The sequence below is a fragment of the Glaciihabitans sp. UYNi722 genome (assembly GCF_040549465.1).
In the GTDB taxonomy this organism is placed as follows: Bacteria; Actinomycetota; Actinomycetes; order Actinomycetales; family Microbacteriaceae; genus Lacisediminihabitans.
The window spans coordinates 95,637-112,615 of record NZ_JBEPTL010000001.1 but is presented as its reverse complement, the minus strand read 5'-3'; the positions used below and the strand labels follow the sequence as shown (position 1 = coordinate 112,615).

Annotated in this window: 15 protein-coding genes; 6 read left to right on the top strand and 9 right to left on the bottom strand. The window is 64.4% G+C overall.

Annotated elements, in window-relative coordinates; translation table 11 throughout:
- Positions 1 to 52: 52 nt before the first annotated feature.
- The 7 genes from ABIB56_RS00525 to ABIB56_RS00495 all read right to left on the bottom strand — a co-directional run bounded on the left by ABIB56_RS00525 (position 53) and on the right by ABIB56_RS00495 (position 7,821).
- Entirely contained in the window at positions 53 to 1,135 is a 1,083-nt protein-coding gene (locus ABIB56_RS00525; protein WP_354566776.1) for an alanine racemase, read from the bottom strand.
- Complete coding sequence (locus ABIB56_RS00520) at positions 1,132 to 1,851, bottom strand: alanine racemase C-terminal domain-containing protein (protein ID WP_354566775.1); 720 nt, start codon at positions 1,849 to 1,851, stop codon at positions 1,132 to 1,134. Before ABIB56_RS00520 ends, ABIB56_RS00525 begins: the two co-directional genes overlap by 4 nt.
- Positions 1,852 to 1,876: 25 nt before the next feature.
- On the bottom strand, positions 1,877 to 2,617 hold the full coding sequence (locus ABIB56_RS00515) for a type 1 glutamine amidotransferase (protein WP_354566773.1): 741 nt from the start codon (positions 2,615 to 2,617) through the stop codon (positions 1,877 to 1,879).
- Complete coding sequence (locus ABIB56_RS00510) at positions 2,614 to 3,933, bottom strand: MurT ligase domain-containing protein (RefSeq protein ID WP_354566772.1); 1,320 nt, start codon at positions 3,931 to 3,933, stop codon at positions 2,614 to 2,616. Before ABIB56_RS00510 ends, ABIB56_RS00515 begins: the two co-directional genes overlap by 4 nt.
- A 10-nt stretch (positions 3,934 to 3,943) precedes the next feature.
- Entirely contained in the window at positions 3,944 to 5,248 is a 1,305-nt protein-coding gene (locus tag ABIB56_RS00505) for an RNA polymerase sigma factor (RefSeq protein ID WP_354566771.1), read from the bottom strand.
- A gap of 274 nt (positions 5,249 to 5,522) precedes the next feature.
- Positions 5,523 to 6,851, bottom strand: a complete 1,329-nt coding sequence (locus ABIB56_RS00500; protein WP_354566770.1) for an MFS transporter — start codon at positions 6,849 to 6,851, stop codon at positions 5,523 to 5,525.
- Between the two features lie 40 nt (positions 6,852 to 6,891).
- Complete coding sequence (locus ABIB56_RS00495; RefSeq protein WP_354566769.1) at positions 6,892 to 7,821, bottom strand: proteasome assembly chaperone family protein; 930 nt, start codon at positions 7,819 to 7,821, stop codon at positions 6,892 to 6,894.
- 102 nt (positions 7,822 to 7,923) lie between these two features.
- On the opposite strand from ABIB56_RS00495, the gene ABIB56_RS00490 reads away from it, so the two are divergent.
- The 3 genes from ABIB56_RS00490 to sucB all read left to right on the top strand — a co-directional run bounded on the left by ABIB56_RS00490 (position 7,924) and on the right by sucB (position 12,591).
- Complete coding sequence (locus ABIB56_RS00490) at positions 7,924 to 9,414, top strand: leucyl aminopeptidase (RefSeq protein ID WP_354566768.1); 1,491 nt, start codon at positions 7,924 to 7,926, stop codon at positions 9,412 to 9,414.
- A 102-nt stretch (positions 9,415 to 9,516) separates the two neighbouring features.
- Entirely contained in the window at positions 9,517 to 10,890 is a 1,374-nt protein-coding gene (gene lpdA, locus ABIB56_RS00485) for a dihydrolipoyl dehydrogenase (RefSeq protein WP_354566767.1), read from the top strand.
- 57 nt (positions 10,891 to 10,947) lie between these two features.
- Positions 10,948 to 12,591, top strand: coding sequence for a 2-oxoglutarate dehydrogenase, E2 component, dihydrolipoamide succinyltransferase (sucB, locus tag ABIB56_RS00480; protein WP_354566766.1), 1,644 nt, complete (start codon positions 10,948 to 10,950; stop codon positions 12,589 to 12,591).
- 7 nt (positions 12,592 to 12,598) lie between these two features.
- On the opposite strand, the gene ABIB56_RS00475 is transcribed toward sucB, so the two are convergent.
- The gene (locus tag ABIB56_RS00475; RefSeq protein ID WP_354566765.1) at positions 12,599 to 14,041 is read right to left on the bottom strand and encodes a protein kinase domain-containing protein; all 1,443 of its coding nucleotides are present in this window, start codon (positions 14,039 to 14,041) and stop codon (positions 12,599 to 12,601) included.
- A 117-nt stretch (positions 14,042 to 14,158) separates the two neighbouring features.
- On the opposite strand from ABIB56_RS00475, the gene lipB reads away from it, so the two are divergent.
- The 3 genes from lipB to ABIB56_RS00460 are packed head-to-tail and all read left to right on the top strand — an operon-like array spanning position 14,159 to position 16,489.
- Positions 14,159 to 14,785, top strand: coding sequence for a lipoyl(octanoyl) transferase LipB (lipB, locus tag ABIB56_RS00470; RefSeq protein WP_354566763.1), 627 nt, complete (start codon positions 14,159 to 14,161; stop codon positions 14,783 to 14,785).
- Complete coding sequence (gene lipA / locus ABIB56_RS00465; RefSeq protein ID WP_354566762.1) at positions 14,782 to 15,771, top strand: lipoyl synthase; 990 nt, start codon at positions 14,782 to 14,784, stop codon at positions 15,769 to 15,771. The genes lipB and lipA overlap by 4 nt, the downstream gene beginning before the upstream one ends.
- A 4-nt stretch (positions 15,772 to 15,775) precedes the next feature.
- Positions 15,776 to 16,489 carry a DUF4191 domain-containing protein gene (locus ABIB56_RS00460; protein WP_354566761.1) on the top strand — a complete coding sequence of 238 codons (714 nt, stop codon included), beginning with the start codon at positions 15,776 to 15,778 and terminating at the stop codon, positions 16,487 to 16,489.
- Here ABIB56_RS00460 and ABIB56_RS00455 read toward each other — a convergent pair.
- On the bottom strand, positions 16,486 to 16,914 hold the full coding sequence (locus ABIB56_RS00455) for an RDD family protein (protein ID WP_354566760.1): 429 nt from the start codon (positions 16,912 to 16,914) through the stop codon (positions 16,486 to 16,488). The two genes, ABIB56_RS00460 and ABIB56_RS00455, sit on opposite strands and share 4 nt — an antisense overlap.
- Positions 16,915 to 16,979 lie beyond the last annotated feature (65 nt).

The window sequence follows — 16,979 nt, the reverse complement described above, 5'->3', positions numbered from 1 at the left end:
CCAACAGATTCGACAGGAACGCCTCCGGCTCACGCCGCGGGCGTTTTCTCGTTCAGGAGACCGCGCCTCGATAGTGACGACGGATACTGGACCCCAAGCGCGTGACGATCTCCTCGCCGATGGTGTCGGTGGCGTCCGCCCACTCCTGCAGGGTCGCCTCGCCCTCGCTGCCGGTTCCGAAGAGAACCGCCCGGTCGCCCCGCGTGACGAGGTTCGCATCGACACGCACACCGATCCAGTCGAGCCCCATCTCGACGATCGGATAGCGACGGCCAGCGATCGCTATCGACACCCGGTTCACCGCCGCACTCGAGATGCCATTCCCTGTTCCGATCGCAAGGTACGCCGTATCGTCCCGCACGGAGCTTACGGGTGCGGTGAGCGTCATCACCGGCACGAGTCCGAGCTCGGCCGCCGACACTCCCCCGCCGGGCGAGATGCCGTAGCTGAACGCTCCGACCCGCACGAGATCGAGCCGGGAGTCACCGCGAGCGAATGCGGCCGCACTCGCCGCCAGGTGGCGTACCTGCAGTTCTGCACCGGCGCGCTGGGCCACACCGACTGCCTCGTGGAACCGAGAGATAGCGGCCGTGTCCTCATCATCCGATGCCTCGGCGATATGGGTCCAGGCACCCACGAGGTCGATGCGATCTTTGAGAGCGACGGCACGTTCCACCACAGGTCCCCACTCTTCGGGGCTCAGTCCGTTGCGATGCAGACCAGTGTCGATCTTCAGGTGAACCCGCGCACGGCGCTTGTCGACCATCGCCGCGATCGCCTCCAACTGCTCGACTGATGACACTCCGAGATCGACGCCCGCGACCACTGCCGCTTCGAGATCGTCCCCTGTGGCCAAAAGCCACGCGAAAATCGCCGTCTCGTCCCCGATTCCGTTGTCACGCAATCGCAGGGCCGTGTCGATGTCGAGGGCTCCGATCCAACCGACCCCGGCGTTGACAGCCGCTCGCGTGATCGGCAACAGGCCGTGGCCGTAGGCATCCGCCTTGACCACGGCCATGAATTCTGCCGGCGCAACCCGTGAGCGCAACACGCGCAGGTTCTGGGCGTAAGCATCGAGATCGATGATCGCCACGGCGGGCATCGTTTCGAACCAGGCATCCGCGGGGTCGTTCATGCGTAAACCCTCGGCAGCCTGTTGCCGAATACGGCGACGACCTCACTCGCCGGACGGCCGAGTGAGGCCGCCCAGTCCTCTACGCCCGGTTCACCCCTGGCTGCGTCACCGAAGAACACCGCCTCGTCGCCGACCTCGGCTGCGTCGTCACCGAGTTCCAACACGAGCGCGTTCATGGCGACCCTGCCGGCGACGAGTCTCGCGCGGCCGCGAAGGCTGACGGATGCCAGGTTGCCTGCCGACCGATCGACGCCGTCGGCATAGCCGATGCCGACCAATGCCAGGTTCGTGGCGGCCGACGCACGGTAGGTATATCCGTAGGACACGCCTTCGCCCGCCGCGATCGTTTTGGTCGCTACCACTGTCGAGCTCACCGTCATCGCCGGCTTGAGCTGTGGATCGTTCCCCAGGCCGTAGAGCTGCGCACCGGCCACGACGTAGTCGCCGGACGCCGACATCCGCGAGAGACCAGGAAGCACATACCGATCCGCCTCGATCCGCCTCAGCGCATCGACATCCCACGGATTCGTGACGCCGAGTACGCTCGCGCCAGCCTCGACGGCGGACTGCGCCACGCGATGCGCGCCGTGCCCATAAGCGTCTGCCGAGACATCCGCCAGAAGTGGACGACCCTGCGCGCGCGTCAGTAACACCCGGGTGTTGTGGCGGATCGCCTCGAGATCTATTCTCGCGACGTGCCTTGGTTCGACGCTCACGGTTCCAGTCTGCCGCAGGGAGGAGCTAGATCCGGGAGAAGACGTGCTTGGCGTTCGCGACCATCACAGCGCGGGCCTGCTCGGCAAAACGATCGAGCGAGAAGTGCTCGGTGCCGACCGCGTAATCGAGGCCGCGACGAGTCGCTATCGAAGCGATCAGGCTGTCGCTAAGCAGAGGGTTCAGCGGCAGCACCGGTCCACCCACCTGCGTCGCAATCGACGAGTCGAGCACGACACCTTCGTGAGCTCCGTCACCATTCCCACCGCCCGCTACGAGAGTGCCGAAAGCCGCAGCCCCGGCATCCAACTGCCACAGAGAAGCATTGTCTTCGAAACCCACGACCTGGCCGTGAGGCGTGTCGACGATCACGTAGCCGACCTTGCGCTCGATGACCCGCGTGGTTCGGAAGGGAAAGAGGCCGAAACCATCGAGCACCGTTCCGTCCAGGAGCGTGATGTCGTGTCCGAGCAGCTCGGCGCCGGATCCATAGGCGAAGATCGGAACGCCGTCGCCCTCAAGCTGCTTCAGCGCGGGCGCTGTGGACCGGAGGTCGTCGTAGATATTGCGGATGGCAGATAGCGGTCCATTGCCGACCAGCACCAGATCCACCTCGGTCGGGAGCGAATCCCCCACGCGATGTTCGACGACAGAGACGGTCATGCCTGCCCGCGACAGGCGCTCACGCAGGGCCATGACATTGCCACGGTCACCCGCGACGCCCAGCTCCTCTGGGTAGAGCTGCACGATGGTCACTGTGTCGCTCATCGCTGGTTCTCCAGTTCGAGGAAACCGATCTGCTTTCTGGCGAGCATCATGATCTCGTAGTTGACGATCCAGGTCTTCATCCCGGCCTTCGGCTTCGGCATCGCCCTCATGAGGTCGATCGCCTTGCGCAGGTCGGGTTCGACGACGCCGATCCTGATGCCCTCGTGCTCGAGGCGCAGAGCGATTTGCCAGGCCTTGGCCCCGGTGATCAGATCGACGTGGTCGAGTGCGGCGAAGTCGATGTCGTAAATCCAGGAGATGTCAGGAGTGCCCTCGTCGATGGCGAGCAGCACCTGCTCCGGCGGTTCTGGCAACGCGTCGAGATTCAGTTGCAGGCTCGCGGCGTTCTTGAACATCACAAACTCGACCTGCTCCTCTTCACCATTCTTGTTGGTGATGGCGAGCAGTTCTCCGCGGCCATAGGCGGGTTTCATCGCGGCGAAGGCCTTCGCGGCGGATGCGCCGCTGAAGTCCTCGCCGAGGATGATTGCCGCAGTGGCCATCGCCGCGGTCGCATCGATGCCGTAGTGGAGGCCTTTGGCGGGCAGGACCACGTCGACCACGTCGCCGCGCACGGTGATGGAGGCGCCGGCGCGATCGGTGGCGACCAACTCGGCCAGCGGGGCATGAGTCTCGGGCGCCGCATCGGCATCCCGATAGTCGGTCGCATTGAAAAGACCGTGCGGGGCGTTTGCGATGACCTCGTCGGATGCCCCGAAGTAGGTGATGTCGGGTGCGATGGTCGCATCCCCCGCCGGATATCGCTTGGCTATTTTGCTGAGATAGGGATCTTCGCGATTCGTCACGATGTGCAGCTTCGCCTGCTGGGCGGTGTCGAGCATCATGTCGGCCACCCGCTCCGTCTCATAGAAACGGTAGAGCTGGTCGACCTGGGTGTTGAGCACGAGCACGGTGGACGGAGGTACGGTGGTGGCGAATTCGAGAGCGAAAGCCTCATCGATCTCCAGCACGCCGATGTCGGCGTCAAGCTTTCCGAAGACACTCGACTCGGCGAGGATGGACGACGCGATGCCCTGAGGCAGGTTGGCGCCCGACGGATTGGTGAACACCGTAAGCCCGTGACCACGCAGCACCTCGGTGAGCATGTGCGTCGTCGTGGACTTGCCGTTGGACCCGAGCACGTAGACGATTCCGTAGCGGAACTGCCCGGTCACGTCTTCCAGAAAGCGCGGGGCCAGCTTCGTCGTGACGTAGCCAGGAAAGGCGGAGCCACCACCGCGAATCTTTGCGAGGGTGCGCACCGCCTTGCCCAGTACGACAGGAACGAAGTACTTGAGGCCTGAGGGCTTATTCAACCCGGAATTTCTACTCAAGATAGTCGCGCAGCGACTGCGACCGCGACGGGTGGCGGAGCTTCGCCATCGTCTTGGACTCAATCTGGCGGATACGCTCTCGAGTGACCCCGAAGGTGTCACCGATCTGGTCGAGCGTCTTCGGCATTCCATCGCCGAGACCGAAGCGCATACGGATGACTCCTGCCTCGCGCTCTGACAGCGAATCGAGCAGCGACTCCAACTGCTTCTGCAGCATGGTGAAGCCCACGGCATCCGCGGGAACGACAGCCTCGGTGTCCTCGATCAGGTCACCGAACTCGCTGTCGCCGTCCTCGCCGAGCGGGGTGTGCAGTGAAATCGGCTCGCGCCCGTACTTCTGCACCTCGATGACCTTCTCAGGGGTCATGTCCAGCTCGCGGCTGAGTTCTTCAGGCGTAGGTTCGCGACCGAGATCCTGCAGCATCTGACGCTGCACACGAGCGAGTTTGTTGATGACCTCGACCATGTGCACCGGGATACGGATGGTTCGCGCCTGGTCCGCCATGGCACGGGTGATCGCCTGGCGAATCCACCACGTAGCGTAGGTGGAGAACTTGAAGCCCTTCGTGTAGTCGAACTTCTCGACGGCACGGATGAGGCCGAGGTTGCCCTCCTGGATGAGGTCGAGGAATTGCATTCCGCGGCCCGTGTAGCGCTTGGCGAGAGAGACGACCAGGCGGAGGTTTGCTCCGAGCAGGTGACTCTTCGCGCGCTGTCCGTCTTTGGCGACCCAGGACAACTCGCGACCGAGCTGTGACTTGAGTCCGGCCGGCGACATCTGGGACAGCTTGTCTTCGGCGAACAGGCCTGCCTCGATACGCATGGCGAGTTCGACCTCTTCGGCAGCGTTCAGCAGGGCGACCTTACCGATCTGCTTCAGGTAGTCCTTGACCGGATCGGCCGTCGCGCCGGTGATCGCGGAGGAGTAGACCGGAACCTCGTCGTCGTCGTCGACGAGCGAGAGGACCAACGCTCCGCTGGGGAGCACCTCGTCCGCCTTCGGCTCCTTGTCGTCCTTCTCGTCGGTCTCGTCGTCCTTGACCTCGTCGGTGTCTTTGGCGTCGTCGACGACCACGACCACCTCGTCCTCGGCCGAGTCATCCGTTTCGTCGGCATCGCCTGCGGTCGCCTTCGAGGCGCGCTTGACCGGGGCCTTCTTCGCACCGGCTTTCGCTGGCGCCTTCTTTACTGCTGCTGCCTTCTTTGCGGCGGCCTTGGCGGGCGGAGCGGAGTCAACGCTGACCTCGTCTGCTGCCTCTGGCTCGGCGAGGGCTGTTGCTTTGGTTCGGGCGGCCATATCGGGACACCTTTCACATAGTTTTGTTTGCGGGTACAACACTGCTGTGGACGCTGTACTGCCGCTCGGATCGGTTACTTCTTGGGTCAGCACCGCGTTGTGGATGCCGATGCTGTTTTCCGGGAGGCACTTGGATTTCCGGGCAGCACTAAGACCCATGTCAAGTCCAGATCCGTTGCGCAACGAATGTGCAACGGAACCACGCGAACCTGAACGGGTCTTACGTCAATTATTGCACGGATTATGGATGCCCCTTGCCAACGGCGACGAATCGCTATAAGTTGCCCCGCCGCCGTGCCCTGACCAGTGCAACCCACAGCGGGGGTACCTGTATTCCCTCGTCTTCGTGCATCCGGCGACGGGTGCGGCGTCTCGCGATCACCAAGAACACGACGCCCGATCCAACGATCAGATATTGAACGAGAAGGGCGATGCGAAAGGAGTCCCAGGAGAAGACATCGCTCGGCGCGCCGCCAGCCACGCGCGACTGGTCGAGGAGGTCCAGCACCAGACCGATCAGGTACATCATCACGAAACTGGCGAGGAATCCGCCCACGTTGACGATGCCGTTCGCCGAACCGAGACTGCGCAGCGGATTGAAGGTTCGAGCGAAGTCGAATCCGATCAACGAGCCGGGGCCCCCGACTCCCAGCACCACGACCAGCGTCACGACGAGCCAGAGCGGCGGATGCCCTGGCCAGAGCAAAACCACTGTCCAGACCACTCCGATGGCCGCGACGATCAGCAACACCAGATTGGAACGTCGGAGCGGGAACCGAGCGATTAATATCCCCAGGATGGGCCCGCTGATCACGCCGGCCACGACGATCAGGGTGAGCATCTCCGACGCGACGGCAGGACTGAAACCGAGCCCCGAGGTCAGCATCGGGAATCCCCAGAGCAGGCTGAACACCGTCCCCGAGGACTGGGTCGTGAAATGCGACCAGAATCCCAATTGGGTGCCGGGTCTGCCGAGCGATTCCCGCAACTGTTTCATGGCACCGCGCCAGCTCGATACGCGTTCGTTCCAGGCCACATCCGACTGGCCATTGGACAGCAGGAGAACCACCAGCACGAGGGCGAGCGCCGACAGGGCCGCCGCGCTGAGGAAGGCCGTAGTCCAGCCATACCGGTGCAGAACGAGCGACAGAGGGATGGCGGAGAGCACCTGCCCGAGCTGCCCGATGTTCCCCGTCCACTGCGAGACCTGGGGCAGCAGTCGCCCGCGGAACCAGGACGCCAGCAACCGGATGACCGAGATGAAGGTCATCGCATCCCCAGCCCCGACGAGGATGCGACCGAGGATCGCGATCCCGATGCTGGGTGCGACAGCGAGCACCACCTGGCCACCGACCATCAGCAGCGCGCCAGCGGCGATGAGGAATTTCGGACCGACCCTGTCGAGGACGATGCCGACCGGGATCTGCAGGGCCGCGTAGACGATGAGCTGCACGACGGCGAGACTCGACAGCAGAGACGCCGAGACGTCGAACCGATGCGCGGCCTCCACCCCGGACACACCGAGGGAACTGCGTTGGAGAACGGCGACGATATAGGCGAAGGCGGCAACGCCCCAGACAATCCAGGAGCGTCGAGAGTTCACTCCGTCACTGTAGCGCCGGGGCTAACCGGGCTGGCCTCCGCTAGAGCAGCGTGGGTGGTTCGTCTTCTCCACTACGACGGATGGCGAGGAAATTCTCGAGCTCCGCTGCGATCTCGTCTGCCGAGGGAAGTTCGCCGTCTTCGTCGGTGAGCTGCGAACGCAGCGGATTTCCCGCCATGTAGGAGTCGTGACGCTCCTCGAGGGCGCCGACGAGCCGCGCAAGTTCCGCGTTCGTCTCCACCTGCGCATCGATTTTGGAGAGGAACTCGCGCCCCTCGTCCCGGAAGTGGTCGGCGGGGAAGATGAGGCCGGTCGCCGCACCGATGCTCTCGAGGGCCTTGACCGCGGCATCCGGATATTCGGTGTCGGCGAGGTAGTGCGGGATCAGGAGAACGAAGCCGACCGTCGGATGGTTCATCTGCTGCAGGCGATATTCGATCAGGTGCAGTGCGTTGGCAGGCACCTGGGTGTGCGGCTTCCAGACGGACATGGCGTCGATCAGTTCAACACGGTTACCGCTGACCGTGACTCCGATAGGACGGGTGTGCGGTGTCGGCATCGGGATCGCGTGCACCCACGTGGTCGTCTTTACCCTGTACCTGGCGATGAGTCCGAGCACCGCTGCACTGAAACGCTCCCACTGGAAGTCGGGCTCGAAACCGGTGAGGAACAGGAACTGCTGCCCGATCTCGTCGGTGGCCAGATAGAGGGCGAGCCGCGACGGACGGTAATCGGTGACGTGGTCCTGATCGAAGTAGATGGTGGGCCGCCTGGCCCGATAATCGAGAAGGGTGTCGGTGTCGAAGGTGGCGACCACGCGCTGGTCGAGGGTGTCGACCAGATACTCGCTGAGCTGAGTCACCGCAGATCCGGCATCGGCGAAACCGGTGAGTCCCGCGATCAGGTGGAGGCCTTCCGGCACCTCCGTGACGTCCGGGTTCAGTTCGTACAGGCCCTCTGGATCTTGCATGGTTTAACTCTAATCACGGCCCTCGAGAGCCAGCCCCGGTTCGGGCATCCTGCCTTCATGCCGTGAGCGAACACGAGGAATCCCGGCGGATACGATGGCGGGATGACTGTCCCCTCCCTCTCGCTCAGCAACGAATCGATCACCTCCGTCTCCGCCGATGTGCTGGTGTTAGGGGTTGGATCCTCGGATGGTGGACCCATTCTTCACACGGACGATCCCGCTTTCGACGGGTTGCGATCGTCACTCGCATCGATAGCAGTCACCGGCGGGAAGGACGAGGTGGTCCGCCTGCCGGCCGAGAATATCGCCGCGGGCAGCATCGCCCTCGTCGGCCTGGGCTCAGGGTCTGCGACAGTCGACTCGCTCCGCTATGCGGCGGGAACGGCCACCCGCAGGGTCACCGGCATCGACACCCTCGCGCTCGCACTTCCGATCAGCACGCCGGCGGAGTTGCTCGCCGTGCTGGAGGGCGCGGCGATCGGTAGTTACGCCTACACGGAGTACCGCTCCTCGTCACTGGAAGCGACCAAGCTTCCCGCACCATCTGTCACTGTCGTGACCGCGATAACGTCCAACTCCGCGCTGTCGCGCGCTGGCGCCGTAGCGACCGCGATCCACAGCGTGCGAAACCTGGTGAACGCGCCGCCCTCCGACCTCTACCCTGAATCCTTCGCCGACGCGGTGGTCGAACTCGCCGCAGACTTGCCGGTGACGCTGGAGGTCCTGGACGAAGCCGCTCTCGAGGTGGGCGGTTTCGGCGGCATCCTCGGCGTGGGCGCCGGTTCCACGCGTGGTCCTCGGCTCGTCAAGATCAGTTATTCCCCCGCGGAAGCCACCCGACATCTCGCGCTGGTCGGCAAGGGCATCACTTTCGACACGGGCGGACTCTCGTTGAAGCCCGGGGCATCCATGGTCGGGATGAAATACGACATGACCGGTGCGGCCACCGTCATGGCCGTCGTTTTCGCTGCGGCGGAGCTGGGCCTCGACCTCCGCCTGACCGCGTGGCTGTGTATTGCGGAGAACATGCCGAGCGGCTCCGCGATACGACCGAATGACGTACTCCGTATTCGTGGCGGCACGACCGTTGAGGTGCTCAACACGGATGCCGAGGGGCGGCTCGTGATGGCAGACGGCCTGGTCGCCGCCGGTGAAGAACACCCCGACGCGATCATCGATGTGGCGACGCTCACCGGCGCGGCGCGAGTTGCTCTCGGCGACCGGTACTCGGGCGTGATGGGAGACGACGAACTGGTCGCCCAAGTGGTCGCGGTTGCGAAAACCGAGGGAGAGCTCTTCTGGCCGATGCCGCTCCCTGGCGAGCTGCGTTCCCTGCTGAATTCCGATGTTGCCGACATCGCCAACGCCAAGATCGGCAATACCGCGGGCGGAATGCTCCTCGCCGGAGTGTTCCTGCAGGAGTTCATCGGTACTCGCGAGGCACCGGAGACGGGCAGGATCCCGTGGGCGCACATCGACATCGCGGGTTCGGCAAACAATTCGGGCGCCGGATACGGCTTCACGGGCACGGGGCCGACCGGTGTGGCTGTGCGGGCGCTCCTCGCACTGGCCGAGGACATTTCCCACGCGTAGTAAGGTCATTGTGGCTGGAAAAAATCGAGCCTTTGCAGTCTGCCGCCCATCACGCTGGCGGGACTAACGCACTGAATCCTGGGAACCAAAGGGAGCCGCTGAGTGTCGGAACAGAACTTTGACATTGTGATCCTCGGAGCAGGAAGCGGCGGCTATGCCGCAGCCCTGCGCGCGAGCCAATTGGGCTTCTCCGTGGCCCTCGTCGAAAAAGGAAAACTTGGCGGCACCTGCCTCCACGTCGGTTGCATTCCGACCAAGGCACTCCTCCACTCCGCCGAGGTCGCGGATGTCACGCGCGAGTCCGCGAAGTACGGGGTCACCTCCACCTTCGACGGCATCGACATCGGCGCGGTCACCGCGTATCGCGAAGGCATCGTCTCCAGCAAGTACAAGGGTCTTCAGGGCCTCATCAAGGCACGTGGCATCACGGTGATCGAGGGCGAAGGGCGTCTCGTCTCCGCCAACTCCGTCCAGGTCGGCGATGACACCCTGGTCGGTAAGAACGTCATCCTGGCGACCGGCTCCTACTCGCGCTCGCTGCCCGGCCTCGAAATCGGCGGTCGGGTCATCACCTCGGAGCAGGCGCTCGAACTCGACTTCGTGCCCAAGAAGGTCCTGGTTCTCGGTGGTGGCGTCATCGGCGTCGAGTTCTCCAGCGTCTGGAAGAGCTGGGGCGCCGAGGTGCAGATCATCGAAGCCCTCCCCCACCTCGTCCCGAATGAAGACGAGTCGATCAGCAAGCAGTTCGAGCGCGCGTTCCGCAAGCGCGGCATCAACTACAGCCTCGGTGTGCGTTTTCAGAGCGTTGCACAGAACGACGAGGGCGTGGTCGTCACTCTCGAAGACGGACAGACCTTCGAGGCCGAACTCCTCCTCGTGGCCGTCGGCCGCGGGCCGTCGACCGCCAACCTGGGCTACGAAGAGGTCGGCGTCAGCATGGACCGAGGGTTCGTTCTGACCAACGAGCGCCTCGCGACCAACGTCCCCGGCGTCTATGCGGTCGGCGACATCGTGCCAGGACTCCAGCTCGCACACCGTGGATTCCAGCAGGGAATCTTCGTTGCCGAAGAGATCGCCGGACTCAACCCGATCGTCATCCAGGATGTCAACATCCCGAAGGTCACCTACTCCGACCCGGAGGTCGCGTCCGTCGGACTCTCCGAGGTCAAGGCACAGGAGCAGTACGGCGCGGACAAGGTCAGCAGCTACGACTACAACCTTGCCGGCAACGGAAAGAGCCACATCATCGGCACTTCCGGGTCGATCAAGGTCGTGCGAGTAAACGACGGCCCGGTCGTCGGCGTGCATATGATCGGCGCCAGGGTCGGCGAGTTGATCGGCGAAGCACAGCTCGCCGTGAACTGGGAGGCGTACCCGGAGGATGTTGCTCCACTCATTCACGCGCACCCCACGCAGAACGAGGCGCTCGGCGAAGCTTTCCTGCACCTGGCAGGCAAGCCGCTGCACGCCCTCTGATTTCCGCCGCAGCGAACTAAGCTAAACAAATAGAACCGGTCTAAAGGAGCAACACTGATGAGCGAATCCGTCAACCTTCCGGCACTCGGAGAGAGTGTCACCGAGGGTACGGTAACCCGCTGGTTGAAGAACGTGGGCGACCACGTCGAGGTCGACGAGCCACTGCTCGAAGTCTCGACCGACAAGGTCGACACCGAGATCCCGTCGCCGATCGCCGGCGTGATCGAGGCGATCCTCGTGGCAGAGGATGCCACCGTCGAGGTCGGCACCGCGCTCGTCACCATCGGTGATGGCTCGGGCGGCGGACAGCCCGCTGATGCTCCGGCCGCCGAAGCGCCAGCCCCGGAAGCTCCGGCTGCAGAGGCTCCTGCCGCCGCCGAGGCACCGGCTGCCGAAGCGCCAGCCCCGGAAGCTCCGGCTGCCGAGGCACCGGCTGCCGAAGCTCCGGCACCGGAGCAGCCTGCTGCCCCGGCTGAGCAGCCGACCGCTGAGGCCCCTGCCCCCGAGCAGCATGCCGAGGCAGCCCCGGGCGCCGAGGTTCCTTCGACGGATGCTCCAGCTCCCGCTGAGGAGGCACCGACCGCTCCGACTCCGCCGGCTCCAGCCGCCGCCGTGGACCCTGCACCCGCAACTGCACCCGCAACCGAGGCCGCCCCACAGCCCGATGCCCCGGTCGCTGAGGCTCTCGCGCCAGCCGAAGAGGCACCCGCTGTCGAAGCGCCAGCCGCCGGCCAGGCCACGCCCGTTTCCGAAGCGCCGGCCGCTCCCGCAGCGCCAGCCGTGGCCGACTCGTCCAACGCCGGTTATGTGACCCCGCTCGTTCGCAAGCTCGCGCATGAGAAGGGCATCGATCTCTCCAGCCTCACCGGTTCCGGGGTGGGCGGTCGCATCCGCAAGCAGGACGTTCTCACGGCGGGAACCCCCAGCGACACCGAGACCGTCGAGGCGCCAGCCTCCGCCGCTCCGGCAGCCGTCGAAACGTCGCCGTTGCGCGGCACCAGTGTTCCGATGTCCCGCCTCCGCAAGGTGATCGCGGAGCGTGCCGTCATTTCGATGCAGACCTCAGCACAGCTCACCTCGGTCGTCGAAGTCGACGTGACTCTCGTCGCCAATTTCCGCACGAAGGTGAAGGACGACTTCCTCGCCAAGACCGGCCAGAAGCTGTCATTCCTTCCGTTCTTCGCCCTCGCCGCCGCTGAGGCGTTGAAGGCCTACCCGATCGTCAACGCGACGATCGATGGCGACACCATCGTGTATCCAGCGCAGGAGAACATCTCCATCGCCGTCGACACGGAACGCGGACTGCTGACCCCGGTGATCAGGGACGCGAGCTCGCTGGATCTGGCCGGCCTCGCCGCACAGATCGCCGACCTCGCGGCTCGCACTCGTGACAACAAGCTGAAGCCAGACGAGCTGGCCGGTGGTACGTTCACTCTGACCAACACAGGTTCGCGTGGTGCGCTGTTCGACACTCCGATCGTGTTTCTCCCCCAGTCGGCCATCCTCGGCACCGGTATCGTCACCAAGAAGCCGGTCGTTATCACTAACGACGGACTGGACTCGATCGCGATCCGCTCGACGGTGTACCTTGCGCTGTCTTACGACCACCGCATCGTGGATGGAGCGGACGCCGCTCGTTTCCTCGTCGCCGTCAAGAACCGCCTCGAGGGCGGCGACTTCACCGGCAACCTCGGAATCTGATCACGCACTAATCCAGGATCAGGTCCCTGATCCTCCACCCGGCATCGCTCTTCATCATGAGGAGCGATGCCGGTTGTGCATCGTCCCCGGGAAGCGTGAATCCGACAATTGCCGAGTCCCCCAGCCGCTGGACCGGCTGGAGTTGCACATCGTCGAGCGACTCGTCCGGTGATGCGTCTTTGCCCTGCTGCAAGCGGCGGATGAGGCCGACATCTGCGTCCATCGCGGCGGATTCTTTCTGGTTCACTCCATCGAGGCAGGTCACCGACCTTCTGGACAGGCAGGAGCGACGCACCTCGAGCAACTGCTCCGCTGCGCCAAGCGGATCCTCGCCGGTGATCTTCTCCGTGGCGACGGGCTGAGGTTTCGACTTCGTCGGCTGGGCGCTGGCAGACCGGCTCGGCTCGGCTCCGTTGGACGCCGCCTTTGTCCCCTGACCTGCGGGCAGGATCACCAGGGCTGCGATCACTGCCGCAACGCCTATCCCACCCATAATCCAGACAGAGCGCCGCACCGGCGCGAGGGCCCGAACCAGACGCGCGCGAAGCGCGGCAAGTGGATGCGACTCCAGAGAGGCATTCATCACGTCCTCAATCCATTCAGGCACGTGAATGCCCGCCAGGTGCACTCGAGCGGCATCGTCACGGTTCTCCTGAGCCGATGAACTCAGCGAGGCTGTGCGCAGCGGTATAACTCGACCGGTGCCTTCCGGCGACGCGTTCCGCAGTACCAGAGGTCGGGCTGGTGCAAGGTCGAAGAGCCGTTCCGAGAGTTGAGTTCCGAAACTGCCGGGGATGACCCCAGGAAGTGTTTCATCGATCCACCGACGCAGATCGCTGACGGCAGGAGTCTGCCCGTCGATTCGTTCGAGCAGAGCGCGTGTCATCCCGGCAAGATCGGCCAGGTCACCCAGCACTTCGTCGTTCTCCTCCAGCTGCGCCGGGGTGAGGCTGCTTCCGGTCTCGCCGGGCGGAAACGGCCCGATCAGTCGCGCGAGACCGAACCCCGCGAGGACGGGCGTTCCCGTTGCGTCGAGCAGCACCGCCGAGAGCTGCACTCCGCCGTGTGCGACGCCGACTCTGTGCAGTTCGTCGAGCGCGGTGGCGATCGGCGTGATGGCGGTCACGACCTCCCCGGCATCGAGCCACGACCTTGTGTCGACGAGGCGCGCCAGGCTGCCGGAACCGAGTCGTGGCAGCACCAGGCTGGGAAGCCCATCGGGGGCTATCGCGAGATCCTGAAGGTCGAGCAGATGCCGGGAGGATGCACGGGCCAAAGCCTCGATTTCGGTGTCGATGCTCTCCGCCGAGGTCGTCGAGCGATAGACCTTGACGGCCGCAATGCGTTCCGCGTCGTCAAGGCCCCCTGATCCGGCGTGGCCGAGATAAACCTCGGCTCGCTCTCCTTCGCCGAGCTTGCGCACCAACCGATACCCGCCGACGACATCCACAGGCCAAGAATGCCCATCATTCTGCACGATCGCGGGTCGATTGTGCCATCTGTGGATATCTACGGTGAGATGACCTGGTGGAGGAGATGCCGTCTGTTTGCGGGTTAGGCTGTCACAGTGGTCGACTTTGTCGTCGCGGGGCTAAGCGCCAACTCCGTGCCGTATCTGCAAGCTCTTGAGCTGCAACGCGCAACCCATCGTTCCGTCAGCGACGGAACCTCACCCGACACCGTGCTCCTGCTCGAGCATCCGTCGGTCTACACCGCAGGGAAACGCACGGAGCAATCCGAGCGGCCAGTCGACGGCACACCGGTCATCGACGTCGATCGCGGTGGCAAGCTCACCTGGCACGGGCCAGGGCAGCTCGTCGGCTATCCGATCCTGCGCCTCCCTGAGCCGATCGACGTCGTCGGGTACGTCCGCCGTCTCGAGGCGATGCTCATCGATGTCCTGGCCGAGCTCGGGGTGAAATCCGGGCGAGTCGAAGGCCGCTCCGGCGTCTGGATCGACGGCACGGACAAGATCGCGGCGATCGGCATCCGTGTGGCTGAGGGTGTGACTATGCACGGATTCTCACTCAACTGCAGCAACGACTTCGCCGCCTACGACTCCATCGTTGCCTGTGGCCTGGCGGATGCGGGCGTCACCTCGATCTCGAAGATCCTGAGCAGGCGCGTCGATCCGACCGACCTGGTGCCGCTCGTCGAACAGCACTTCGCCACCGTCGTCGGAGCACGAGTATGACCGCCGCTCCAGACGGACGCCGGATGCTGCGCCTCGAAGTCCGCAATGCCGAGACACCCATCGAGCGCAAACCCGACTGGATCAAGACCCGCGCGAAGATGGGACCGGAGTACCTGCAGCTGCAGGAGCTGGTGAAGGGCGAGAACCTGCACACAGTGTGCCAGGAGGCCGGCTGTCCGAACATCTTCGAATGCTGGGAAGATCGAGAGGCCACCTTCCTCATCGGCGGATCGCAGTGCACGCGCCGCTGCGACTTCTGCCAGATCGACACCGGCAAGCCGGCAGACTACGACAGGGACGAACCACGGCGGGTCGCGGAGTCGGTCGTGGCCATGAACCTGCGCTATGCCACGGTCACCGGGGTGGCCCGTGATGACCTGCCCGACGAGGGAGCGTGGTTGCACGCCGAGACGGTGCGGCAGATCCATGCCAAGTCCCCCGGCACAGGAGTCGAGATCCTCGCCACCGATTTCTCCGGCAATCCCGACCTGCTCGGCGAGGTCTTCTCCTCCCGACCAGAGGTATTCGCCCACAACGTCGAAACGGTGCCACGGATCTTCAAACGGATCCGCCCCGCGTTTCGCTACGAGCGATCACTCGACGTTCTCACCCAGGGTCGCGCAGCTGGCCTCATCACCAAATCGAACCTGATCCTCGGCATGGGCGAGGAGCGCGCAGAGGTCAGCCAGGCGCTTCACGATCTGCATGACGCAGGCACGGACATCATCACGATCACCCAGTACCTGCGCCCGAGTCCCCGCCATCTTCCTGTTGCGCGCTGGGTTCACCCGGAGGAATTCCTCGAGATGAAGGTTGAAGCCGAGGAGATCGGTTTCCTCGGTGTGCTCGCCGGACCACTGGTGCGCTCCTCCTACCGGGCCGGTCGGCTGTGGGCCAAGTCCATGGTCACCAAGCAGCGTGAGGTTCCTGAGTCGCTCCGCCACCTGGCAGATGCTTCGCTCGGCTTTGCTCAGGCCGTATCCTAGACACATGGCACGTACCTCAACTTCGGCTCCCAAGCCAGCGAAAGAGCCCGGTCGTCTGAAGCAGATGTACCAGGTCTTCCAGATGACCCGTCGGCAGGATTCGACAGCGATCTGGTGGATGGCCCTCGCGTTCTTCGCACCGGTGCTCCTCGGAATCGTGGCCGGCATCATCCTGTCCGGCGAAGCAGTCTTCGGTTTCGTCCTGTGGATTGTCGCCGGCGTTCTCGCCGGTGTACTGCTCTTCCTGATCGTGCTCGGCCGCCTGGCCGAGAAGGCCGCCTATTCGCAGATTGAGGGTCAGCCCGGTGCTGTCGGCGCCGTTCTCAAGAGCTCTCTCCGCCGTGGCTGGACCGCTAGCGAAATGCCGGTAGCCGTCAGCCCGAAGACCCAGGATGCTGTCTACCGAGCCGTTGGCAACGGCGGTGTCGTGCTGATCGGCGAAGGCCCGAAGTCACGCACGCAGAAGATGCTCGACGAGGAGCGTAGGCGAGTCACCCGCATCCTGCCGAACGTCGCGGTCAACTTTCTGCACGTCGGACCGGATGACGACTCCGTGCCGCTGCATAAACTGGCCGGCCGCATGGCGCGTCTCAAGCGCTCGCTCAACAAGTCCGAGATCTATGCCGTGAGCAATCGCCTGAGCTCTCTCGGCAAGAATCAGCTGCCGATCCCCAAGGGCGTCGACCCGTTGCGGGCACGCGCGCCGAGGCCCCGCTAGCGCCTGACGAGCACCGTTCCGGCGATCTTGTCGTGTAGCCCGCGCTGATCACGGTCCCAGATCAGCGCCGGAACCACGATGCACAGCAGAACTGTGCGCAGCGCCGGACGCCACACACCGATCCATCCGCTCGCCAGCGGCACAACTCGCAAACCGACGAGCAGGTGACCGATGCTTCCGCTGAGCAGGGTGATGAAGACCACCTGGAGAATCGCGAGAATGGCGAGAATCGCCCAGGCGTCGTAGTTGAAGAAGGCGAAGGCGATCAGGTCGGCGATGGCACCGTCGATGGCCAGGGCTGCGATTCGTCGACCAAGTCGACCCACGGACCGCGGTCCGATCTCCGGCAGCCCGAGCCTCTTGCCCGGCCAGTCAGCAGCATCGGTATGGGTTCCCGCGGAATCAGACGAACGCGGGCCAGCCATGCCAGTATTCTACGTGGAGGGTCAGCCGTAACATGCCGGAAACAATAGCGACACCATGGCGAAAC